The 21,996-nt window shown below is 67.6% G+C and carries 17 protein-coding genes and 1 tRNA gene; 12 read left to right on the top strand and 6 right to left on the bottom strand.

The features are described from left to right. Window positions 1-11: 11 nt before the first annotated feature. Window positions 12-926, bottom strand: a complete 915-nt coding sequence (locus JM664_RS13910) for a DUF3616 domain-containing protein (protein WP_319637542.1) — start codon at window positions 924-926, stop codon at window positions 12-14. Window positions 927-1,194: 268 nt separating this feature from the next. On the opposite strand from JM664_RS13910, the gene JM664_RS13905 reads away from it, so the two are divergent. Further along, complete coding sequence (locus tag JM664_RS13905) at window positions 1,195-3,213, top strand: ASKHA domain-containing protein (protein WP_227420527.1); 2,019 nt, start codon at window positions 1,195-1,197, stop codon at window positions 3,211-3,213. Window positions 3,214-3,256: 43 nt separating this feature from the next. Next, window positions 3,257-3,330 (top strand) — tRNA-Gly (locus JM664_RS13900). Window positions 3,331-3,566: 236 nt separating this feature from the next. Here JM664_RS13900 and JM664_RS13895 read toward each other — a convergent pair. Continuing rightward, on the bottom strand, window positions 3,567-5,645 hold the full coding sequence (locus tag JM664_RS13895; RefSeq protein WP_227420526.1) for a putative bifunctional diguanylate cyclase/phosphodiesterase: 2,079 nt from the start codon (window positions 5,643-5,645) through the stop codon (window positions 3,567-3,569). 274 nt (window positions 5,646-5,919) lie between these two features. Between JM664_RS13895 and JM664_RS13890 the strand changes: the two genes are divergently transcribed. After that, window positions 5,920-7,215 (top strand): cytochrome-c peroxidase, encoded by a 1,296-nt coding sequence (locus JM664_RS13890; protein ID WP_227420525.1) that lies wholly within the window; start codon window positions 5,920-5,922, stop codon window positions 7,213-7,215. 121 nt (window positions 7,216-7,336) lie between these two features. Here the strand turns inward: JM664_RS13890 and JM664_RS13885 are convergent, their stop codons facing one another. Continuing rightward, window positions 7,337-8,863 (bottom strand): FG-GAP repeat domain-containing protein, encoded by a 1,527-nt coding sequence (locus tag JM664_RS13885; RefSeq protein ID WP_319637541.1) that lies wholly within the window; start codon window positions 8,861-8,863, stop codon window positions 7,337-7,339. A gap of 145 nt (window positions 8,864-9,008) precedes the next feature. Here JM664_RS13885 and xylF point away from each other — a divergent pair, with 145 nt between their 5' ends. The 8 genes from xylF to JM664_RS13845 all read left to right on the top strand — a co-directional run bounded on the left by xylF (window position 9,009) and on the right by JM664_RS13845 (window position 17,039). Continuing rightward, a complete protein-coding gene (xylF, locus tag JM664_RS13880; protein WP_227420524.1) occupies window positions 9,009-10,037 on the top strand; it encodes a D-xylose ABC transporter substrate-binding protein in 1,029 nt (342 codons plus the stop codon). 59 nt (window positions 10,038-10,096) lie between these two features. After that, entirely contained in the window at window positions 10,097-11,389 is a 1,293-nt protein-coding gene (locus tag JM664_RS13875; RefSeq protein WP_227420523.1) for a sugar ABC transporter permease, read from the top strand. Beyond that, window positions 11,389-12,147: an ATP-binding cassette domain-containing protein gene (locus JM664_RS13870; RefSeq protein WP_227420522.1), complete on the top strand. Its 759-nt coding sequence runs from the start codon at window positions 11,389-11,391 to the stop codon at window positions 12,145-12,147. Before JM664_RS13875 ends, JM664_RS13870 begins: the two co-directional genes overlap by 1 nt. After that, window positions 12,147-13,580, top strand: coding sequence for a xylulokinase (gene xylB / locus JM664_RS13865; protein WP_227420521.1), 1,434 nt, complete (start codon window positions 12,147-12,149; stop codon window positions 13,578-13,580). The genes JM664_RS13870 and xylB overlap by 1 nt, the downstream gene beginning before the upstream one ends. Beyond that, the gene (xylA, locus tag JM664_RS13860) at window positions 13,577-14,878 is read left to right on the top strand and encodes a xylose isomerase (RefSeq protein ID WP_227420520.1); all 1,302 of its coding nucleotides are present in this window, start codon (window positions 13,577-13,579) and stop codon (window positions 14,876-14,878) included. Before xylB ends, xylA begins: the two co-directional genes overlap by 4 nt. A 65-nt stretch (window positions 14,879-14,943) precedes the next feature. After that, the gene (gene rpe, locus JM664_RS13855; RefSeq protein ID WP_227420519.1) at window positions 14,944-15,642 is read left to right on the top strand and encodes a ribulose-phosphate 3-epimerase; all 699 of its coding nucleotides are present in this window, start codon (window positions 14,944-14,946) and stop codon (window positions 15,640-15,642) included. Window positions 15,643-15,671: 29 nt separating this feature from the next. After that, on the top strand, window positions 15,672-16,316 hold the full coding sequence (gene gph / locus JM664_RS13850; RefSeq protein ID WP_227420518.1) for a phosphoglycolate phosphatase: 645 nt from the start codon (window positions 15,672-15,674) through the stop codon (window positions 16,314-16,316). A gap of 159 nt (window positions 16,317-16,475) precedes the next feature. Next, window positions 16,476-17,039 (top strand): lipid-binding SYLF domain-containing protein, encoded by a 564-nt coding sequence (locus JM664_RS13845; RefSeq protein ID WP_227420517.1) that lies wholly within the window; start codon window positions 16,476-16,478, stop codon window positions 17,037-17,039. On the opposite strand, the gene JM664_RS13840 is transcribed toward JM664_RS13845, so the two are convergent. Beyond that, window positions 17,029-17,913 carry an NAD(P)-dependent oxidoreductase gene (locus JM664_RS13840; RefSeq protein ID WP_227420516.1) on the bottom strand — a complete coding sequence of 295 codons (885 nt, stop codon included), beginning with the start codon at window positions 17,911-17,913 and terminating at the stop codon, window positions 17,029-17,031. The genes JM664_RS13845 and JM664_RS13840 overlap by 11 nt on opposite strands. A gap of 75 nt (window positions 17,914-17,988) precedes the next feature. Between JM664_RS13840 and JM664_RS13835 the strand changes: the two genes are divergently transcribed. After that, entirely contained in the window at window positions 17,989-20,445 is a 2,457-nt protein-coding gene (locus JM664_RS13835) for a penicillin acylase family protein (protein ID WP_227420515.1), read from the top strand. A gap of 22 nt (window positions 20,446-20,467) precedes the next feature. Here the strand turns inward: JM664_RS13835 and hflX are convergent, their stop codons facing one another. Beyond that, on the bottom strand, window positions 20,468-21,745 hold the full coding sequence (gene hflX / locus JM664_RS13830; protein ID WP_227420514.1) for a GTPase HflX: 1,278 nt from the start codon (window positions 21,743-21,745) through the stop codon (window positions 20,468-20,470). 2 nt (window positions 21,746-21,747) lie between these two features. Continuing rightward, a complete protein-coding gene (hfq, locus tag JM664_RS13825) occupies window positions 21,748-21,981 on the bottom strand; it encodes an RNA chaperone Hfq (protein WP_227420513.1) in 234 nt (77 codons plus the stop codon). Window positions 21,982-21,996 lie beyond the last annotated feature (15 nt).

The raw sequence follows: 21,996 nt of genomic DNA, 5'->3' as shown, positions 1-21,996 counted from the left end.
GCTGCCCTTTCTCATGTCTGGTGCGCCCAGATGTCAGCGGTGACGCGGGCTGGCTCCGACCCAAGTCGCGCCTGCGCCGGACTGTCGTAGACCACCATCCAGGGGCTGTCGTCCCACCTCACGATGCCTTCCGGATGATCCTCGACGCCACGGTAGGGCAACTCGCGGATCATTTCGACATCGCCTCCCGCAACCAAGCCGGATGCCGTGGCCAAGGCCCCTCCCCTCCACCGCCAGATCGCGGCGGCGCCGTCGCCCGCCATGGCCGGACCGGTCAGCAGGATCAGGTCGTCGCCCTCCAGCGCGAGGTCGCGCACCCCCTGCCCGCGCACTGGCAGAAGGTGCTTGCGATAGCGTCGCTTGCCCTCGATCCGGCGGGCCTTGAGCCGTCTTCCGCCCTTGAGCTTCATCTCGAAGCCGAGCACCACGGCCAAGCCACGCAGGACCGGTCCGCGCAGGCCCATCCAACCCCGGAGGTCCCGCGCCGCAATTCCCTCGATGTCGAACCCGTTTTCCTTGCAAGGAAGGTCCAGAAACGGCGCGAGGTGCGGGTCCTTCCTCAGCCACTTGCGCAGTACGCTCTTGTTCTTCCGCAGCTTGATGTGCGCGAGGCGCCGGTCTCTGTCCCGGCGCACCGGCATCGGGCCGTCGCCGGTGTCGACCAGCGGTATCCTCGCGAGGAATGCACGGTTCGGGTCCCGCTCGATGCACGCCAACGCTTCCAGCCCTGCCTGCGAATTGCCCTCGGCCTTGCCGCGCTTGAGGGAGTGGGATCCCACCACCCATAACCAGCCGTCTCTTGCGTCGAGCCCCTCGATGTCCATCTCGCCGCCGGGCCCCGCCGGGAGGTCGACCAGCTCGCCGAGCGCGAAGTGGACGTGGTTGCCCCAATTGCGGTTGTTCGCCTCGCGCGTCAGCCGATCCACTCCTGCCGTTCTCGTCGCAGCTGAAGAAGAGTGCATTGCCCCAGCGAGCGACGGCGGAGAGGTCCTTGTGGATCGGATCGTCGACATGTTCGAAGGCTTCCTTGCCCTCAAAGGTGAGCGTGATCCTGCGTCGTGGTCCATCGCTCTTTGCCATGCGCGGCCTCCTCTGGCATTGCGCCTTCAACCTGCCGGCGCGCGGCGCGGTTCCTCGCGCCTTCCGCCCGGCCGCGATGCCGCTAAAGTGGTGCCGAAGACAGAAAGGGCAGCCATGACCAACGACCCGCTCGTCGTCTTCATGCCCTCCGGCCGACGCGGCCGGGTGCCTCAGGGCACGACGGTGCTCGCCGCCGCGCGCAGCCTGGGCGTCGACCTGGACAGCGTCTGCGGGGGGCGCGGCATCTGCTCGAAGTGTCAGATCGCTCCGGGCCACGGCGCGTTCCCGAAGCTCGGCCTGGACGTGGACGAGGACGCGCTCAGCCCGTGGAACAAGGTCGAGGAGCGGTACGATACGAAGCGCGGCCTGCCCGCCGGCCGCCGACTCGGCTGTCAGGCGCAGATCGTCCGCGACGTGGTGATCGACGTTCCCCCGGAGAGCCAGCTGCACCGCCAGGTGGTGCGCAAGCAGGCCGACTCCCGGACCATCCTGATGGACCCCGCGACCCGCCCGCTCCTCGTGCAGGTGCCGGAACCGGAGATGAACGATCGAGGCGGCGACGCCGAGCGGCTGAAACGGGCGCTCGCCGAGCAGTGGCAGGTCGAGGGTGCGACGCTATCCCTGGTCGCCCTCCGCCGCCTGCAGGCTGCGCTTCAGGCGGGCCGAGGAGAGGTGACGCTGGCGCTTCACCGTGAAGGGGACGGCCATCGAATTCTCGATGTCTGGCCCGGCTTTCGAGAGGGGCCGCTCTACGGGCTGGCAGTGGACGTGGGGTCCACCACGGTCGCCGCGCACCTCTGCGCCCTCGACGACGGGCGCGTCGTCGCGTCGGCCGGCATCATGAACCCGCAGATCCGCTTCGGCGAGGACCTCATGAGCCGTGTCTCCTATGCAATGATGAACCCCGGCGGGGCCGAAGCGATGACGACCGCGATCCGGGAGGCGCTCGACCGGCTGGCGGCCGAACTGGAGGCCGAGGCAGGCGTTCCGTCCGACGCGGTGGTCGAGGCGGTGATCGTCTGCAACCCAGTGATGCACCACCTGTTGCTCGGGCTGGATCCGACGCCGCTGGGACAGGCGCCGTTCGCTTTGGCGACGGCGGAGGCGCTGTCGTTTCCGGCAGGCGACCTGGAGCTTCGCGAGGTGAACGCGGGCGCGCGCCTGCATGTCCTACCCTGCATCGCCGGCCATGTCGGGGCGGACGCGGCCGCGGTCGTGCTTGCCGAGGAGCCGCAGAAGTCGGAGGATCTTGTCCTGCTGGTCGACGTGGGGACGAACGCCGAAATCGTGCTGGGCAACCGCAGCCGCGTCCTCGCCTGCTCGTCGCCGACTGGTCCCGCCTTCGAGGGCGCCCAGATCAGCTCCGGCCAACGCGCTGCGCCGGGCGCGATCGAGCGGGTGCGGATCGATCCGGCCACGGGCGAGCCGCGCTTCCAGGTGATCGGCTGCCCGCTCTGGTCCGACGCGCCCGGCTTCGCAGAATCCGTGGCGAAGACCGGGGTCACCGGCATCTGCGGCTCGGGCATAATCGAGGCAGTGGCCGAGATGCGCATGGCGGGACTGCTAGACCGCAGCGGCATGATAGGTTCGGCCGAACAGACTGGCTCGGCCCGTTGCCGCGCCGAAGGGCGCACCCACGGCTATCTGCTCCACGAGTCCGACCGCGGCCGCATCATGATCACGCAAGGCGACATCCGCTCGATCCAGCTTGCCAAGGCCGCGCTGTATGCGGGCGCGCGTCTCCTGATGGACGAGATGGGCGTGGAGCGGGTGGACCGGGTCGTGCTGGCCGGCGCGTTCGGTGCTCACATCTCGCCGCTCCACGCGCTCGTGTTGGGCATGATCCCGGACTGCCCGCCCGAGCGGGTATCGTCCGCGGGCAACGCCGCCGGAACCGGTGCGCGCATCGCCCTTTGCAACCGCGCCGCGCGAGAAGGTCTGACGGAGACGGTGCGTCGCATCACCAAGGTCGAGACTGCGATAGAGCCGCGGTTTCAGGAGCACTTCGTCGCCGCGAGTGCCATCCCCCACGCCACGGACCCGTTCCCGATGCTTGCCGCTGTCGCGGACCTGCCCAACGTCGCCTTCGGCGCCACATCGACCCGCACCGCCCAGCGGCGCCGGCGCTCCTGAACGCTTGACGCGTCAAGGGACGGCGGCTACGACACCGTGCGGTGCGGGTGTAGCTCAATGGTAGAGCAGAAGCTTCCCAAGCTTACGACGAGGGTTCGATTCCCTTCACCCGCTCCAGTCCCTCCAGCCTCATGTCCGTAGCCGCTAGCGTGCAATCCTTGCGCGGAAGTCTCGGATTGGATCGAGGCCCAGAACGCGGCCTTTGACGAACGGCGTTGCCGAGATCCGCAACGCGCCTGCCTGGTCGGGCATCGGTTTCCCGCTGTGCCCGGGGCTTCCCGGCATCCCGCCCTGCGAGGAAGCGGGATGCCGGAAGGGTCGCCGCTTCACTCGACGCGGACGCGCGAGCCGGTTCACACGGCGATAGCTTCGGCTCTGAGCGGCGGACTGAAATAGTAGCCTTGCACGTCGTGGCAGCCGATGCGCCTAAGCGCCTCGACCTGCGCCGCATTCTCGATCCCCTCGGCGACGATGCGCTTGTCGAGACTCTTGCCGACGCGCACCATCGCCTCGACCAGCTTCTCCCCCTCGGCGTGCTCGATCTGCCAGACGAAGGAGCGATCGATCTTGATCTTGGAGACCGGCACGCGCCGCAGATAGCTGAGCGAGCTGTAGCCGGTGCCGAAGTCGTCGATGACGAGGCCTATGCCGCGGCTTTCGCAGACCCGGAAAAAGCTCCTGACCGAGGGGATCTCGTAGTCGATCAGCGCCCCCTCGGTGATCTCCAGCTCGATATCGTCTCCGTCGAGTCCGGCAGCGTCGAGAGTCCGCGCGAGGAAATCGGGGTAGTCGTCGTAGGCCGTTTCGGCTGGCGAGACGTTGACCGCGACCTTGAAGTCGAGCCCTCGCGCCTTCCAGGCGGCCCGCTGCGCGCACGCCTTCCTGAGCACCCACTGTCCCAGGCTTCGGATCGCGCCGCTTTCCTCGGCCACCTGGATGAAGTCGACGGGAGGGACGAGGCCTTCCCGTACGTGCTGCCAGCGGACCAGCGCTTCGACGCAGGTCATCCGACGCGTGGCAATGTCGAAAAGCGGCTGAAATTCCAGGAACATCTCGTCCCGCTCGATCGCGCCCTTCAGCTCGCTCTCCAACTGCGAACGCTTCAGTTCTGCCGCAGCCACCTTCTCGTCAAAAAAGCAGATCGAGCCGCGTCCGTAGGACTTGCACGTGGACAGAGTAAGGTTGCAGCTGCGCCAGAGTGAGGCTGTATCGGTCGCGTCATCGGGAAAGATGGTGACGCCGAAGCTGGTGCCGATGTCGATGGCGCCGCCATTGACCGTGACCGGGCCTGAAACCGCTGCGCGGATCCGCTCCGCCACTGCGATTATCTCGTCACGGCTATGTCGTCCGCAGACCATCAGCGCGAACTCGTCGCCGCCGGTGCGCGAAAGCGTGTCGGTCCCGGATATCTCCGCGGCCACGCGTTCCGAGACGCTGCGCAGTACCGCGTCGCCCACCGAGTCGCCGAGCAGCTGGTTGATCGAATGGAACCGGTCGAGGTCGAAGAGGACGAGTCCGACCTTCGTGCCGTCCTTCGCGGCGCCTTCCACGCCGCGCTCCAGCTCCTGCATAAAATAGTCCCGCTTGATCAGGGCCGTCAGATCATCGAGGCGCGCCTGTCGCTCGGCGTGATTGACTGTCTCGGCGTTGCGGAGCACCGCCAGCGAGGAGACCGTCATCAGAAGAATGGTCAACAGGCTCAAGCGAAAATTCGGATCGAACACTTCCGCCCTCACCAGGGCCAGCGTTCCGAGGCACAGGAGAAACGGTCCGAGCACCGCGAACGGCAGCATCCGCCGCGCTGCATCGGATCCAGTGCCGACGTCGAAGAGCAGGCCGATCCAGCTTGCCTGCGGTCGTGCGGCGAGGAGTGCGGCATGGAGCATCGCGGCCGTGACGGCCGTGTGCGGCGCCATCGCGGAGAAGATGAAAATCTCGGTCAACGCGCGTGAGTCGAAGGCGTATCCGACAACCCCAACTAGGGACAGGAGCAGGCCCAGGGTGGCGCAAGCGGAGAAGGCACGATCGGACTGCAGGCGGACACTGGCGAGAGCGGCAAGGCAGTAGGAGGCTAGCAGAAACTGGAAGGCGGTCGCGAATGACATGGACCCCTGCCGCCAGTCCTCCGCCACCAGCCCCTCGATGCCTCCGACCTCTCCCGCGGCCAGCGCTGCCAGATCGACCACTGCGACGCAGGCGACGACAAGGGCGATGGCCGTCGCAGGGACTGCGCGGCCCGCCAGCGGGGGGGTCGCAAGTATGCCGAGCGCGACAAGGACGAAAGAAAGGGCAGTACTTGGCACCATTCCACTCAGTGCGAAGCCAAAGAGCTCAAGCGATGTGGTTCCATCGGCCCAGGTCATCAGCAGAACACCGCAGGAAATCGCCAGTGTGAGCGTCGCGAGGGCCGTCGAGACAGAGCGGGCGCTCATGCCGACGACTCGGGTACCTGACCTCGTGATGGTCGCCGCATGTCTTCCGTCTCCCGGTTCGACACCTTAAGGTTGAGTGCGCGCGCGGGCGCGTCAAGCAGGCAAAGGCAGCGTGCGCCTTGAAGCGTCCTGCGCACCTCCTTTCACGAGGCGTGCAAAAGCCCGGGGTGGCGGGACAACCATCTTCTCACGGCGCCGCTCGACGCAGGCCACTGCACCGCGGTCACTCTTCGCAGCCTCGACAGACGGCGGCGGGTGCTTCAGCATCCGCCTGATGCGACTGCTCATCGCCCTCACGCTCCTGGCGTTGCCTGCGCGGGCCGAACTGCCGCCGCCGGTCACGGACGAGATGTACCTGCCCATAGACCCGCAGGAGGCGGCGCTGGGGCGGCTGCTCTTCTGGGATCCGATCCTTTCGGGCAACCGCAACATCTCCTGCGGCACCTGCCATCATCCGCGCTTCGGCACTTCGGACGGACTGTCGCTCGGTCTCGGCGAAGGCGGAATCGGCGTCGGGCCCGAGCGACGTGCGGATCCCGCAAACCTGCCGGAGCAGCGGATCCCCCGCAACGCCGCAGCGCTTTTCAACCTCGGCGCGCGTGAGTTCCAGGTCCTGTTCCACGACGGGCGCGTCGAGAGCGATTCCTCGCGCCCCTCGAGCCTCCGCACGCCGATGGAGGACGAGATGGTCGCCGGCTTTGATGGTGTCCTGTCGGCACAGACCATGTTCCCGGTCCTCTCGCCCGACGAAATGGCGGGACATTACGGCGAAAACGACGTCTCCATCGCGGTGCGCAGCGGCCGCATCACGGGCGACGGCGGCGCCTGGGACCTGATCGCGCGCCGTGTCGCCGCAATTCCCGAATATGCCGACCGCTTCCGCGAGACATACCCCCATGTGGCGGCGGGAAGTCCCATCGCCTTCACCGACATCTCCAACGCCATCGCCACCTTCGTGGCCGACGAGTGGCGGAGCGACGGCAGCCCCTTCGATGCGCATCTTCGCGGCGAGGCGCCGCTCGATGGTCCGGCGGCAGAGGGCATGGCACTCTTCTACGGCCCGGCGGGCTGCGCCTCGTGCCATTCCGGCCCTTTCCTGACCGACCACGCGTTCCACGCGACGGGCGAGCCACAGCTTGGCCCGGGCAAGGCCGAGCGCTTCGAGAGCCACCACCGCGATGTGGGAAGGATGCGAGTGACGGGGCGCGACGAGGATGCCTACCGCTTCCGGACGCCTTCGTTGCGCAATGTCGCCGTCACCGCCCCCTACGGCCATGCCGGCGCCTTCGCGATGCTAGAGGGTTTTCTCCACCACCATCTCGACCCGAGCCTTCCCTACGATCCCGAGGCCGTACTGCCGCCCCTGCCCGGCGCGACGGACTACCTGCCGCTCGAGGATCTGCGAGAGCTCGAGGCGATGTTGGCCGCGGCGGAGCAGCCGGCCGCGAGGCTGTCGGAACGCGAGATCGAGGCCCTGCTCGCGTTCCTCGAGGCCCTGACGGACCCGGCCGCGACGGACGCTTCAGGCATTCCCGACACCGTACCGAGCGGCCTGCCCGTCGATCGCTGAGAGCGACGTAGCCACTCGTCTCGGGGCGTCAGCCCCCGGCGGCGCGACGAGCGGTGGCCCCGACCGGGGCCGCCCGAGCGCGCCGCGCTCGCCGCCTGCCCTCAGCGCAGCCGGTGCAGCGTCAGCCCGGAATCCACTCCGACGTCCGTCCAGTCCGAGACTCCGCCATCCGGCCAATGCACCCGCACCCGCGCCCCATCTCGCTCCCGAGGCCGAAATGTTGCGGCAGCGCCTGGCCGCCGCCGTGTCCGCCGCCCACGGTGATCTCACGCCAGCGCGTCCGCCCGTCCGCCTCCAGCTCGATCCAGGCGCCGACCGCGTTCCGGTTCGGCCCCGGCTGCTCCAGGTTCAGGGCCAGCCAGTGGCCGGTGCCGTCGCTGACGTTGCGCCACAACTCCATCGGCGCCCGGCGGTTGACCACCACAAGGTCGAGCCGCCCGTCGAGGTCGAAATCCGCGAGCGCCGCACCCCGCGCGCGCTCCACCGTCGCCACGCCTGCCGCTTCCGCCGTCTCGGCAAAGCGCCCGTCCGACTGCTGCATCAGCAGGTTGTTCGGGTCCTTCAGTGCGTTCGAGGGCATCTGGTCGACGTTTCCCTTCGCGATGAAGAGGTCGTCGCGTCCGTCGTTGTCGACGTCGCCGAACTCGGCATGCCAGCCCGTGCTGGGCCGCCCGTCGTCGCCGAGAAACGGCCGCGCCGCGTAGGTGCCGATCTCGTAGGGTGCCGCGACATAGCCGTCGGCCGTGGCGATCTGCAGGAGCTGGTCGCCCATCGAGGTGGACATGACCTCCGGCAAACGGTCTCCCGTCAGATCGCGGCTGGCAATGCCCATGCCCCAGAGCGAGACCTCGGGCCAGCCGTCGCCGCCCCCGAGCTCCTCCATCGTGTCGAGGCGGATCATCTGCTCGCGCCCGCCGCGGATGTAGTAGTGCCGGTCGTTCGAGACTCGCAGGTCGCGCCGCCCGCTCCGCGCCCAGTCCGATATCAGCATCGACAGTGCGCAGTGCGTCTCGAAGCGTTCCGGCTTTCCGTAGCCATCGTTCCTCGGCCGGTGCAGCTCGCTGGCGTCGCAGGCGCCGAACGGCCCCTCGGGATCGGCCCTGTCGACGTAGTTGCCCACGACCAGCGTCGGCAGCCCCGCGCCCGCCTCCCACGTCGCGGCGAAGGAGGTCGACCAGGCGTCACCAGCCGCGAACCCCCAGTCGCCCCGGCCGAACGCGCAGTCGCCCTGATTGCGCAGGAGCATGTTTTCCCCGACCCGCAGCACGGCAAGGTCCATGTGCCCGTCGCCGTCGATGTCGAGCGGCCAAGCACCGGTGACGGCGGTCATCTCCGGCAACGCGCCCAGCTCGAAGCGGAAGTCGCCGCGGTTGCGGAAGAGGCGCGCGGGCGAAGTTCCTCCTGCGGCGAAGATGTCGGGCAGCGCGTCGCCGTCGCAATCGAACACCGCCACGCCCCCGCCGACGAAGTGCTCCCATTCGCCGGAATAGACGTGGCTTACGGGCAGGTCGACCGAGCGGTCCTCGAACCGCACCTCCGCCCGCCCCCCGGGCGCCACGAGGACCAAAGCGAGCGCCAGCCCACGCGGCCATGGAGCCACGTTTCCTCTCGTGCCCATGTCGCTCGTGCTCTCGAATCCGGTTGCCATGGCCTCTGCTCCTGCGCGCCGACAGCCTAAATCAGGCGCGGCGCCTCTAAAGCACTTTTTGACAACCGAATTTGATCGCGTCATCGTCGACCTCATCAAGAGATCGGGCAGCCGGCGGCGGCGACCCGACCATAGGGAGGACTAGATGCGATACGCACTTCTGTCGGCTGCGGCGATGTCCGTCGGCCTGTCTGCGACCGCTTACGCGCAGGACGACCTGACCGTTGGCGTGAGCTGGTCGAACTTCCAGGAGGAGCGCTGGAAGACGGACGAGGCCGCAATCCGGGGCGCGCTCGACGAAGCGGGCGCCGAGTATATTTCGGCCGACGCTCAGTCGTCTTCGGCCAAGCAGCTTTCCGACGTGGAGAGCCTGATCGCTCAGGGCGTCGATGCTCTCATCATCCTTGCGCAGGACACGCAGGCGATCATTCCCGCCGTGCAGCGGGCCGCGGACGAGGGCATCCCTGTCATCGCCTACGACCGTCTCATCGAGGACCCGCGCGCCTTCTACCTGACCTTCGACAACGTCGAGGTCGGCCGGATGCAAGCGCGCGAAGTGCTCGAGGAGGCGCCCGAGGGCAACTACGTGATGATCAAGGGCTCGCCCACCGATCCGAACGCGGACTTCCTCCGCGGTGGACAGCAGGAGGTGCTGCAGGAGGCGATTGACGCCGGCCGCATCAACATCGTCGGCGAAGCCTACACCGACGGCTGGGTGCCAGCCAACGCGCAGCGCAACATGGAGCAGATCCTGACCGCGAACGACAACCAGGTCGATGCGGTCGTCGCGTCCAACGACGGCACCGCGGGCGGCGCAGTCGCGGCGCTGGCGGCACAGGGGATGGACGGCATCCCGGTCTCGGGCCAGGACGCCGACCACGCGGCGCTGAACCGCATCGCGCAGGGCACACAGACCGTCAGCGTCTGGAAGGACAGTCGCGACCTCGGCCGCGAGGGCGGCGAAATCGCGGTCGCACTGGCGCAGGGAACGGAGATGAGCGAGATCGAGGGCGCCGAGGAATGGACCTCGCCAGGTGGCACGACCCTCTGGGCCAAGTTCCTCGAGCCGGTGCCGATCACGCAGGAGAACCTCTCAACGATCGTCTACGCCGGCTGGATCGATCAGGAAACGCTCTGCCAGGGCGTACAGAACGGCCCGGCGCCCTGCAATTGATCTGACGCGGCGCCGCGCGCCAAGGGCGGCGCCGCACTCAAGGGCATCGGGGACCAACCATGACCGAGACGGCACAGCAACCGGCGCCGACACGACGCAGCGTCTTTGCGTCGCTCGAACTCGACACGCGCCTCCTCGGGATGATCGGCGCCTTTGTCGTGCTGGCGCTGGTCTTCAACGTCGTCACCGACGGACGCTTCCTGACGCCGCGCAACATCTTCAACCTGACGATCCAGACCGTCAGCGTCGCAATCATGGCGACCGGCATGGTCTTCATCATTGTGACGCGTCATATCGACCTCTCGGTCGGCTCCCTCCTCGCCACCTGCTCCGCTATCATGGCGATGACGCAGACGGTTATCGTGCCCGGCTGGCTGGGGCTGGGCCTCGGCCACCCCCTGATCGCGCCCCTAGCCATCGTCGCCGGCCTCGTCTGCGGCACGCTGATCGGCGCGTTCCACGGTTGGCTGGTCGGCTATCTCACCATCCCGGCTTTCATCGTGACGCTCGGCGGCCTGCTGATCTGGCGCAACGTCGCCTGGTACCTCACGAACGGGCAGACGATCGGTCCCCTCGACGAGACCTACCAGCTCTTCGGCGGTATCGGCGGCACCCTGGGCGAGACCGGCAGCTGGATCGTCGGCATGCTCGCCGTGCTGGCCGCCTGGGTGGCGATGTGGCAGGGACGCCGGTCGAAGCTCGCGCACGAGTTCCCGGTAAAGCCGCTCTGGGCCGAGGCCGTCATCGCGGCCGTCGCCGCGGTGGGCATAATGGGCTTCGTCCTGCTTCTGAACAGCTACGAGGTTCCCGGCCCGCGCCTGCAGCGCATCTTCGAGGCACGCGGAGAGACCATGCCGGCGGGCTACACGGCGGGCTACGGCATTCCCTACTCCGTGTTGCTGCTGCTGGCCGTGGCGGTGGTGATGACGTTGATCGCGCGAAAGACACGGTTGGGCCGCTACATCTTCGCAACCGGCGGCAATCCGGACGCGGCAGAGCTGAGCGGCATCAATACCCGCCTGCTCACGGTCAAGGTCTTCGCGCTGATGGGCGCGCTTTGCGCACTGGCGGCGCTGGTAGCGTCGGCGCGGCTGACCTTCCACTCCAACGATATCGGTACGCTGGACGAGCTGCGGGTCATCGCTGCCGCCGTCATTGGCGGCACCGCGCTCTCAGGCGGCATCGGCACGATCTACGGCGCGATTCTGGGCGCGCTCATCATGCAGTCGCTGCAGTCCGGAATGGCGATGGTGGGCGTGGACGCACCGTTCCAGAACATCGTCGTGGGCGGTGTCCTGGTGTTCGCGGTGCTGGTGGACATCATCTACCGCCGCCGGACGGGAGCCAAATGATGGTCGATCGCAGCGGAACCCCCCTTGTCGAGTTGCGCGACATCTCGATCGCCTTCGGCGGCGTCAAGGCCGTCGACCACGTCAGCGTCGACCTCTATCCGGGCGAGGTCGTCGGTCTGCTCGGCCACAACGGCGCCGGCAAGTCCACGCTCATCAAGTGCCTCTCGGGCGCCTACAAGCAGGACTCGGGCGAGATTTTCGTCAACGGAGAACGGGCGGAGATCAACAACCCGCGGGATGCGCGGCGCTACAACATCGAGACGATCTACCAGACGCTCGCGCTTGCCGACAACCTCGACGCCGCCTCCAACCTGTTCCTTGGCCGCGAGCTGACGACGCCGTTGGGCTTCGTAGACGACGCGGCGATGGAGGCCGAGACCCGCAGGATCATGGGCCGCCTCAACCCGAACTTCCGCAAGTTCGGCGCCCCGGTCGCGGCGCTTTCAGGCGGACAGCGACAGTCGGTGGCGATCAGCCGCGCAGTCTACTTCAACGCCCGCATCCTGATCATGGACGAGCCCACCGCCGCCCTCGGCGTGCAGGAGACCAAGATGGTCTCTGACCTGATCCAGGAGCTCAAGCGGCAGGGCATCGGCATCTTCCTGATCGACCATGACATCCATCAGGTCATGGCCATGTGCGACCGTGCCAGCGTGATGAAGAACGGCGAACTGGTCGGCACGGTGAATGTCGCGAACGTTACCGAAGACGACATCCTGGGCATGATCATCCTCGGCAAGATGCCGCAGGCCGCCTGATGCATCTCGGTCTCGACCTCGGCACGTCCGGCCTCAAGGCCGTCCTGATCGACGACGACGAGCGTCTCGTCGGCGAAGCGACGGCGCCGCTTCAGGTATCGCGCCCGCACGACGGCTGGTCCGAACAGGATCCGGCGGACTGGATCGCCGCCGCCGAGGCAGTGCTCGCCGCGCTGGCAGCAGCGCATGATCTCTCCGGTGTCCGCGGCATTGGCCTCTCCGGCCAGATGCATGGCGCGACGCTTCTGGGCGATGATCGGGCGCCGCGCCGGCCCTGCATGCTCTGGAACGACACGCGCTCGCACCGCGAGGCGGCCGAGATGGATGCTGACCCGGCGTGGCGCGACATCACCGGCAACATCGTCTTTCCAGGCTTTACCGCGCCCAAGGTCGAGTGGGTCCGGCGTCACGAGCCGGAGGTCTTCGCCAGGACCACGCGCGTCCTGCTGCCCAAGGATTATCTGCGCCTCTGGCTGACGGGTGAGTACGTTTCGGAGATGTCCGACGCCGCGGGCACGGGCTGGCTCGACACCCCGGCGAGAGACTGGTCGGACGAACTGCTCGCGAAATCGGTCCTCGGTCGCGAAGCGATGCCGCGCCTGGTCGAGGGTGCGGCCCCGTCCGGCGCCGTGCGCGAGGGCATCGCGGCAAGATGGGGCCTGCGGCCCGGCACCGTCGTCGCCGGCGGCGGCGGGGACAACGCGGCATCCGCCATCGGCGCCGGTGTGGTGGCCGAGGGCTCGGCATTCCTGTCGCTCGGTACCTCCGGCGTGCTCTTCGTGGCGACCGACGGTTACCGCCCCGCGCCGGAGACGGCGGTCCATACCTTCTGCCATGCCGTGCCGGAGACTTGGCACCAGATGGGCGTGATCCTGTCGGCGACGGACGCGCTCAACTGGTTCGCCGCACTGGTCGGCCGCCGCGCCGACGCGCTCACGAAGAACCTCGGCCCGCTGCGCGCGCCGGGGCGGACGACGTTCCTGCCTTACCTCGGCGGCGAACGCACGCCGCACAACGACGCCGCCGCGCGCGGCGCCTTTGTCGGCCTTGAGCATGCGACGGACACCGCCGCCGCCACCCGGGCGGTGCTGGAGGGTGTGGCCTTTGCGGTGCGTGACTGCCGCGACGCCCTCGCCTCCACCGGCACACGCCTCGAGCGGGCGCTCGCACTCGGCGGCGGCAGCCGGTCGAACTACTGGCTCTCCTGCATCGCCACCGCGCTCGGCATCCCGCTCGACGTGCCGGCGGACGGTGAGTTCGGCGGCGCATTCGGGGCCGCCCGCCTTGGCCGCATGGCCGAGACCGGTGACCTGTACGTCGCGCCGCCCCCGGTCCGGCGGACGTTCGAGCCGCAGGCGGACCTTGTTGAGGCGTTCGACGCCGCGCACGCCCGCTACCGCGCCACGTACACATCGCTGAAGGACACCCGATGAGCTATTTCGCCGGCATCGAGCCGATCCGCTACGAAGGACCGGAGAGCGGGGTCGAATTGGCATTCCGCCACTACGATCCCGACGCGACGGTGGGCGGCGCGCGGCTGGAGGACCAGCTCCGCTTCGCCGTCGCCTGGTGGCACAGTTTCGCCTGGCCGGGCGGCGACCCGTTCGGCGGCCAGACGTTCGAGCGCCCGTGGTTCGGCGAAACGATGGAGGCGGCGCGCGCCAAGGCCGATGCCGCCTTCGATCTCTTCGCGATCCTGGGCCAGCCGTTCTTCTGCTTCCACGATTTCGACATCCGTCCCGAGGGCGACAGCTTCGCCGAAAGCACCCGCAACTTCGAAGAGATCGTCGACTACATTGGCGAGAAGATGGAGGCGGGCGGACCCCGACTTCTCTGGGGCACGTCGAACCTCTTCTCGCACCGTCGCTTCATGGCGGGCGCGGCGACGAACCCGGACCCGGATGTCTTCGCCTACGCTGCGGCCACGGTGAAGACGGTCCTCGATGCGACTCACCGCCTCGGCGGGCAGAACTACGTTCTCTGGGGCGGGCGCGAAGGTTACGAGACGCTCCTCAACACCGACCTCAAGGCCGAGGCGGATCAGGCAGGGGCGTTCCTGTCGAAGGTCGTCGATCACAAGCACAAGATCGGCTTTAAGGGCACGATCCTGATCGAGCCCAAGCCGCAGGAGCCGACGAAGCACCAGTACGACTACGACGTAGCAACGGTGGCCGGCTTCCTGCACCGCTACGGATTGCAGGATGAGGTCAAGCTGAACCTCGAGCAGGGCCACGCCATCCTGGCCGGTCACTCGTTCGAGCACGAGATCGCGCTGGCCGCGTCGCTTGGCCTCTTCGGCTCGATCGACATGAACCGCAACGACTACCAGTCCGGCTGGGACACCGACCAGTTCCCTGACAACCCGCGCGAGGTCGCGCTCGCCTACTACGAGATCCTGAAGGCCGGCGGGTTCACGACGGGCGGCACCAACTTCGACGCCAAGCTCCGCCGGCAGTCGCTCGATCCCGTCGACCTCGTTGCCGCGCATGTCGGCGCGATGGACGTCTGCGCCCGCGGCTTCAAGGCCGCGGCGGCCATGATGGAAGACGGCGGTCTCGAGGCGGCGCGGCGAGAGCGCTATGCGGGCTGGCAGAGCCGGGATGCGCGGCGGATGCTCGAGGAGGAGACGCTGGACGCCATCGCGGCGCGCGTGCGCGAACAGGACCTGCGGCCCGAGCCGCGGTCTGGCCGGCAGGAGCGGCTGGAGAACTACGTCTCGCGCTTCATCTGACCGCGGCGGGTTGCCAATCAGCCGCGCAAGATGAAGAAGGCGCGCGACGAGAGGAGTGCCGCCCGATGACCTTCGACCGACGCATCCGGATCGCGCCGTCGATCCTGTCCGCCGACTTCGCCGACTTTGGCCGCGAGTGCCGCGCCATCGAGGCGGCGGGCGCCGACTGGGTGCACGTGGACGTCATGGACGGCCACTTCGTGCCGAACATTACCTTCGGGCCCGCGACCTGCCGCGCGATCCGCCCGCACATCTCCGGTTTCATGGACGTGCACCTGATGATCGCGCCGGTCGACCCGATGATCGAGGCCTTCGCCGAGGCGGGCGCCGACCTCATTTCGGCGCACGTCGAGGCGGGACCGCACGTCCACCGTACGCTGCAGGCGATCAGGGGCAGCGGCGTGCGGGCGGGCGTAGCGCTGAACCCCGGCACGCCGGCCGAGACGGTGTCGAACCTGCTCGACATGGTGGACCTCGTCCTGGTGATGACGGTGAACCCGGGGTTCGGCGGACAGAAGTTCATCCGCTCGCAGATCGACAAGGTGGTCCGGCTGCGCGAGATGATCGGCGACCGCGAGATCCACATCGAGATCGACGGCGGGGTTGACCAGGAGACGGCGCCGATGGTCGCGGCGGCGGGCGCCGACGTGCTTGTCGCCGGTTCGGCGGTGTTCCGCGGCGGCTCGGTCGACGACCCGGAGCCCTACGCCCGCAATATCCATACGATCCGCGCCGCTGCGGAAAGCGGCGCCACCGGCGGTTGAGCGACAGACGCCGCAGGTATCCTGCGGCCGTGGTCTTCGATCTCGACGGGACGCTCGTCGACAGCGTTGCCGACATCCATGCCGCGACGAACCGGATGCTCCACGAGGTGGCGCTCCAGCCACTCGACCTTGCGACGGTGCGCGGCTTCATCGGCCACGGCGTGCCGAGGCTGGTTGCGCAGGTCATGGAGACGCGTGCGGTGACACCGGCGCGCCATGACGAGATGGTGCGCGTCTTCCTGCGCCACTATCGTGCCGCGCCGGCCGACTTGACGGATGTCATTCAGGACGTACCCGCCGCGCTGGAGGAGCTGCGGCGCGAGGGTCACGCGCTTGGCGTCTGCACGAACAAGCCGGGCGAACTTGCGCGCGCGGTGCTGGACCGCCTGGGCCTCGCCTGCCACTTCAGCGCCGTTCTGGGGGGCGACGAGGTGCCGGTCGCGAAGCCCGATCCTGCGCCGCTCATCGAGACGGTGTCGCGGCTGGGGGGCGGCCCGGCGATCTATGTCGGCGACAGCGAGGTCGACGCCGATACTGCACGGCGGGCGGACGTCCCGTTCCTCCTCTACACGGAAGGATATCGGAAGCGGCCTGTGGAGGAGCTGCCGGCAGCGGCGACCTTCGACAGCTTCGCAGCCTTGCCGTCGCTCGTGCGGCGCGTTCTGAAGCACTGACGGCTGCTGCCGGATTGGTTCAGGCGAAGTAGGCGGTCGGCCGCGCGAGCCTGCTGAAGCGCGTGGCCGCTGGTGACACTCACGCGGGCGTTGGCTACACTCCGCGACCAGAGCGGTCCGAGAAGGCCGCCGGAAACAGGCAACGGATCGGGCATCGGCATGGAACAGCTTTCGCGACGCGCGCTCGTCACGGGCGCGGCGGCATCGGCACTTGCGCTTGCGGGGTGCGGCAACGGCATCGGGAGCCCGGGTAGTCGGACCATCGACGCACGCGTGGACACGACCCTCGACTATCTCTACCGAAACTATCCCGGCACAGCCAAGCTGCGGGATGATGCCGTCGGCATCCTGGTGATGCCCCTGATGACGCGCGCAGGCTTCCTTACCGTCGGCGGCGCCTATGGCCGCGGCGCACTGCAGATCCGCGGTTCGACCGTGGACTACTACTCGGCAACGCGAGCCAGCTTCGGACCCCAGATCGGTGCGCAGCAATACGCCCACGTGCTCTTCTTCATGACCGAGCAGGCGCTCCGCACCTTTCGCACCTCACCCGGCTGGGCCGCGGGCGCGGACCTCGTCTACGTCGCGAACAACGAGGGAGAGACGCTTTCGGCCGAGACGACGACGCAGATGGCGCCCGTCATCGCGGTGGTCTTCGGTCAGGCGGGCCTCATGGTCGGCGCGACACTGGAGGGCACGAAGTATACCCGGATCATTCCCTGACTTGCGCGAGATCGTTGAGGCGCCGGATCAGGGACGAGGTGTCCCACCGGCCGCCGCCCATCGACTGGACGTCCCTGTAGAACTGGTCCACCAGTGCGGTGACGGGAAGCGACGCGCCGACCTCATCCGCCGCTTCAAGGCAGATGCCCAAGTCCTTGCGCATCCAGTCGACAGCGAAGCCGTGCTCGAAGGCGCCCTCCAGCATTGTCTCGTGCCGGTTGACCATTTGCCACGATCCGGCGGCACCCTGGCTGATGACTTCCACCACCGCATTCGCGTCAAGGCCCGCCTTCTGGGCGAACGCCAGCCCCTCCGACAGCGCCTGCACGAGGCCCGCAATGCAGATCTGGTTGACCATCTTGGTCATCTGCCCCGCGCCGCTGTCGCCGATCCGGCGGCAGATCTTTGCATAGGTCTCCATCACCGGCTCGGCGCGCGCGTACGCGGCCTCGCTCCCGCCACACATGATCGAGAGCGCGCCGTTCTCCGCGCCGGCCTGTCCGCCCGAGATCGGCGCGTCGACGAAGCTGATCCCCTTCCCGTCGGCTATCGCGGAAAGCTTCCGCGTGACCGCAGCCGAGACGGTGGTGTGGTCCACGAACACGCTGCCTTCGGCCATGCCGGCAAAAGCCCCATTGTCACCCAGACACACTTCGCGCAGGTCGTCGTCATTGCCGACACAGGACATGACGAAATCCGCGCCTTCGGCTGCTTCGCGCGGCGTGGCGGCGGTCGCGCCGGAGTGCGTCTCGGCCCACTTCTTGGCCTTCGCGGCAGTGCGATTGTAGACGGTGACCTCATGCCCGGCCCGCGCCAGGTGCCCCGCCATCGGGAAGCCCATGACCCCCAGTCCCAGAAACGCGATCTTGACCATGTTCTCCCCGCTTTCACTCGCTCTTGCCGCCGAACCTAAGTAACCGACCCGCCGACACCGTCAACCAGAGCGACCATGGCCCGAACCTTCCGCTGGCTCACCCGCATCCTCACCGGCATGATCCTGGTGGTCGTGGCGACGACCACCCTTGCCTACTGGTTCGGGTCGCGCTCGCTGCCGGACTACGACGCGGTCCACGAGGTCGAACGCCTTGCCGCTCCTGTTGAGATCGTGCGCGACACGTCGAACGTGCCGCACATCTTTGGCGAGTCCGAGGCTGATGTCTTCTTCGGCCTCGGCTTCGTCCATGCGCAGGATCGCCTGTGGCAGATGACGATGCTGCGTCGTGCCGCACAGGGACGGCTGTCCGAGCTGTTCGGGCCCCGGACGCTGGGGACCGACAGCCTGGTGCGGCGGCTCGATCTCCACGGTGCGGCCGTGGACTCGGCCGAGGCGCTGGACGAGGAGACGCGCGCTGCGCTCCAGGCCTACGCCGACGGCGTCAACGCTTGGCTGCGTGAGGTGAACGAAGGCGCGCGGGGCCGTGGTGCGCCCGAGTTCTTCCTGTTCTCCAACGAGATCGCCCCTTGGCAACCGGCGGACTCGGTCGCACTCATCAAGCTGATGGCGCTGCAGCTCTCCTCCCACGTCGAGGCGGAGGTGCTGCGCGCGCGTCTGTCTCTCGTCCTGCCGGAGGAGCGGGTCGACGACATACTGCCCGAGACGCCAGGGCCCGGCGTTGCCGCGCTTCCGGAATACGCCTCGCTCTTTCCCGAGATGCCGCGCATCGCTCAGGCCTCATCGCCGCCGCAGCCGATGTCGCCGGCGCAGCCCCTGCCCTTCGGCGGCGCGTCCAACGCTTGGGCCGCGGCACCCGACCGGTCGGCGACCGGCGGCACGTTGCTCGCCAACGACCCGCATCTGGGTTTCACCGCACCCAGCATCTGGTATCTGGCGCGCTTGGAGCTGCCGAGCGGCGCGGTGATCGGCGGGACCATCCCCGGCACGCCGTTGGTGCAGGTCGGCCGCAGCGCCGCGCTCGGCTGGGGGCTCACCTCGTCCTACATGGACGATGCCGATCTCTACATGGAAAAGGTCAATCCCGACGATCCGGAGCAGGTGCTGACGCCCGACGGTTGGGTGGCGATGGAGACCCGCCCCTCCATCATCCGCATCGCCGGCGCCGATCCGGTGACGCTGACGCTGCGTTGGACGCCGAACGGACCGGTGCTTGCAGGCTCAGACTTCGACGTGGGGCTAGTGACGCCGCGCGGGCACGTGGCTTCGCTGGCGTGGACCGCCCTCTCGCACCGTGACACGACGCTTGCGGCCGGTCTGCGCCTTATGCGCGCGACGGACGTGGAGGAGGCGCTGACCGCGACAGAGGATTACATTGCGCCGTCGCAGAACGTGATCCTGGTCGACGGCGATACCATCGCCCTCAGGACCGTCGGCGCGATGCCGCGCCGCAATCCCGACCACCAGAGCAAGGGACGGATGCCATCGCCGGGCTGGTTGTCCGAGAATCTCTGGCAGGGCTGGATGGATGCAAGCGCGAGTCCCGAGTTCGTCGACCCGCCGGGCGGCATACTGGGCAACACCAACAACAAGACGGTGGAGCGGCCATTTCCTTTTCACGTCAGCTACTTGTGGGGCGATACGCAGCGTGTCCAGAGGTGGCGTCGACTGATGCAGAACAGGCAGGTCCACACGCGCGAAAGTTTCATGGAGGCACAGCTCGACACCGTGTCCTTCACCGCACGGGCGCTTCTGCCGCTGATCGCCCGCGACCTCTGGTTTACCTCCGAGACCGCGCCACAGGGCAGCGTCGAGAGGCGCCGGAAGGAGGCACTGGACCTCCTCGCCGACTGGAACGGCGAGATGAACGAGCACCTTCCAGAGCCTCTCATCTATGCCGCTTGGCTGAGCGCGCTTCAGGACCGGCTGATCCGCGACGAGATCGGTCCGGTCGCGGACGAATTCGCACATCCCGAACCGCTGTTCCTCGAGCGGGTCTTCCGGGATGTCAACGGTGCCTCGCAATGGTGCGACGTGCGCCAGTCGAGCGCAGTGGAAACCTGCACCGACATTGCCCGGATGGCGCTCGACGATGCACTTGTCTGGATCGACGAAAGGTTCGGCGGTGCGCTGGAGGGACTGCGGTGGGGTGATGCGCACCAGGCGGTCCATGACCATCCTGTTCTTGGCGAGGTGCCGATCCTCCGGTGGATGGTGAACATCCGCCAATCCACCAGCGGCGGTGACAACACGCTGATGCGCGGACTTGCGGCAGGGCGCGGGCCGGAGCCCTTTGCGAACGTTCACGGAGCCGGCTATCGCGGCATCTACGACTTCGCCGACCCGGACAGCTCGATCTTCATCATTTCGACCGGACAGTCAGGGCATCCACTCTCGCGCCACTACGACGACATGAGCGAGCTGTGGCGGCGGGGGGAGTATGTGCCGATGTCGCTGGACCCGAAGCTCGCCCGGGCGGGAGCAATTGGCGTGACGACCTTGACGCCGCAATAGCTTGCAGAGCGATCCTGCCGCGTCAGCCGAGCTTTCGAAAGCGCGCGGCCTGCGGGCCGGTCCAATTCACGGTAAGTCGGATGCCGTCCTCAGCCTCGGTCTCGGCCTCCACAACGCCCTGCTGGTGGAGCCAGGCGCGGCGGCGGCCGTCGCCGTAATGCAGATCCACAACCTCGCGCGTCCTCTCCTCGGAAAGCCGTCGCGCCATTTCCCGCCGAAGGTCGCCGAGCCCTTCCCCGGTCAGTGCCGACGCAATCACCGCGTCGTCAGAACGGGCCGCCTGCGCTTCGAGCGCAGCGCGAGCATCGTCATTCAAGACATCTATCTTGTTCCATATATTGAGGATTGGTATCTCGCCGGTGACGCCCAGCTCCGTCAGGATCGAAGTGACGTCCGCCGCGTGCGCTTTGGTCTCGGGATGCGAGACGTCGTGCACGTGGCAGATGAGGTCAGCGGCCAGAACCTCCTCCAGCGTCGCTCGGAAGGCCGCGATGAGTTGCGTCGGCAGGTCGCTGATGAAACCTACCGTGTCAGACAGGATGACTTCCTGCCCATCGCGAAGCTCGATAACGCGCATGGTCGGATCCAGCGTGGCGAAGAGCATGTCCTTGGCCACCACAGAAGCGCCGGTCAGACGGTTGAACAGGCTGGATTTTCCGGCATTTGTGTAGCCGACCAAGGCGACGATCGGGTACGGCACCTTCGCGCGGGCGGAGCGATGGAGTTCCCGCGTCTTGACGACCTTGTCGAGCTGCCGCCTGAGGCGGACGAGCGCCTCGTCGATCGCTCGCCGGTCAGCCTCTATCTGCGTCTCGCCGGGCCCGCCGACAAAGCCAAGGGCGCCGCGCTGCCGCTCGAGGTGCGTCCAAGCACGGACCAGCCGCGTCCGTTGATAGCTCAGAGCCGCCATCTCGACTTGGAGCACGCCTTCACGCGTGCGGGCGCGATCGGAAAATATTTCGAGAATCAGGGACGTTCGGTCGAGTATCTTGAGCTTCCACTCACGTTCCAGATTGCGCTGCTGCACCGGTGTCACCGGTCCATCCACCAGCACCAACTCGACCTCGTTCTGGTCGAAGCGGGACTTCAGTTCCTCCAGCTTTCCCTTGCCGAACAGCAGGCCGGGCCGCGGGCGTGGCAGCGACACGATCTCGGCGCCCACGACCTCGATGCTCGGGAGCGCCTCGGCCAGCGCCACCGCCTCGTCCAGCGCAGGTTCGGCGGCACGGCGTTGCCTGTCGCTGGTCAGGTCCGGGTGAAGGACCCAGGCGCGGGTTCGCGAGACCTCACCCGCTTCCACGGTCAGTCATCGCTTTCGTGAAGGTTGATCGGCTGGGAGGGCATGATCGTTGAGATGGCGTGCTTGTAGACCAGCTGCGATTGACCATCGCGGCGCAGGAGAACGCAAAAGTTGTCGAACCAGGTGATGACCCCCTGCAGCTTGACGCCGTTAATCAGGAAGATGGTCACCGGGACCTTCGTCTTTCGGACATGATTGAGAAATACGTCCTGCAGGTTCTGCTTGTCCGAAGCCATAGTCCCACGTCCTTG

The sequence above is a fragment of the Roseitranquillus sediminis genome, from assembly GCF_016918935.1.
In the GTDB taxonomy this organism is placed as follows: Bacteria; Pseudomonadota; Alphaproteobacteria; order Rhodobacterales; family Rhodobacteraceae; genus Roseitranquillus; species Roseitranquillus sediminis.
The sequence above is the reverse complement of the archived record's forward strand: the minus strand, read 5'-3'. Positions and strand labels throughout refer to the sequence as shown.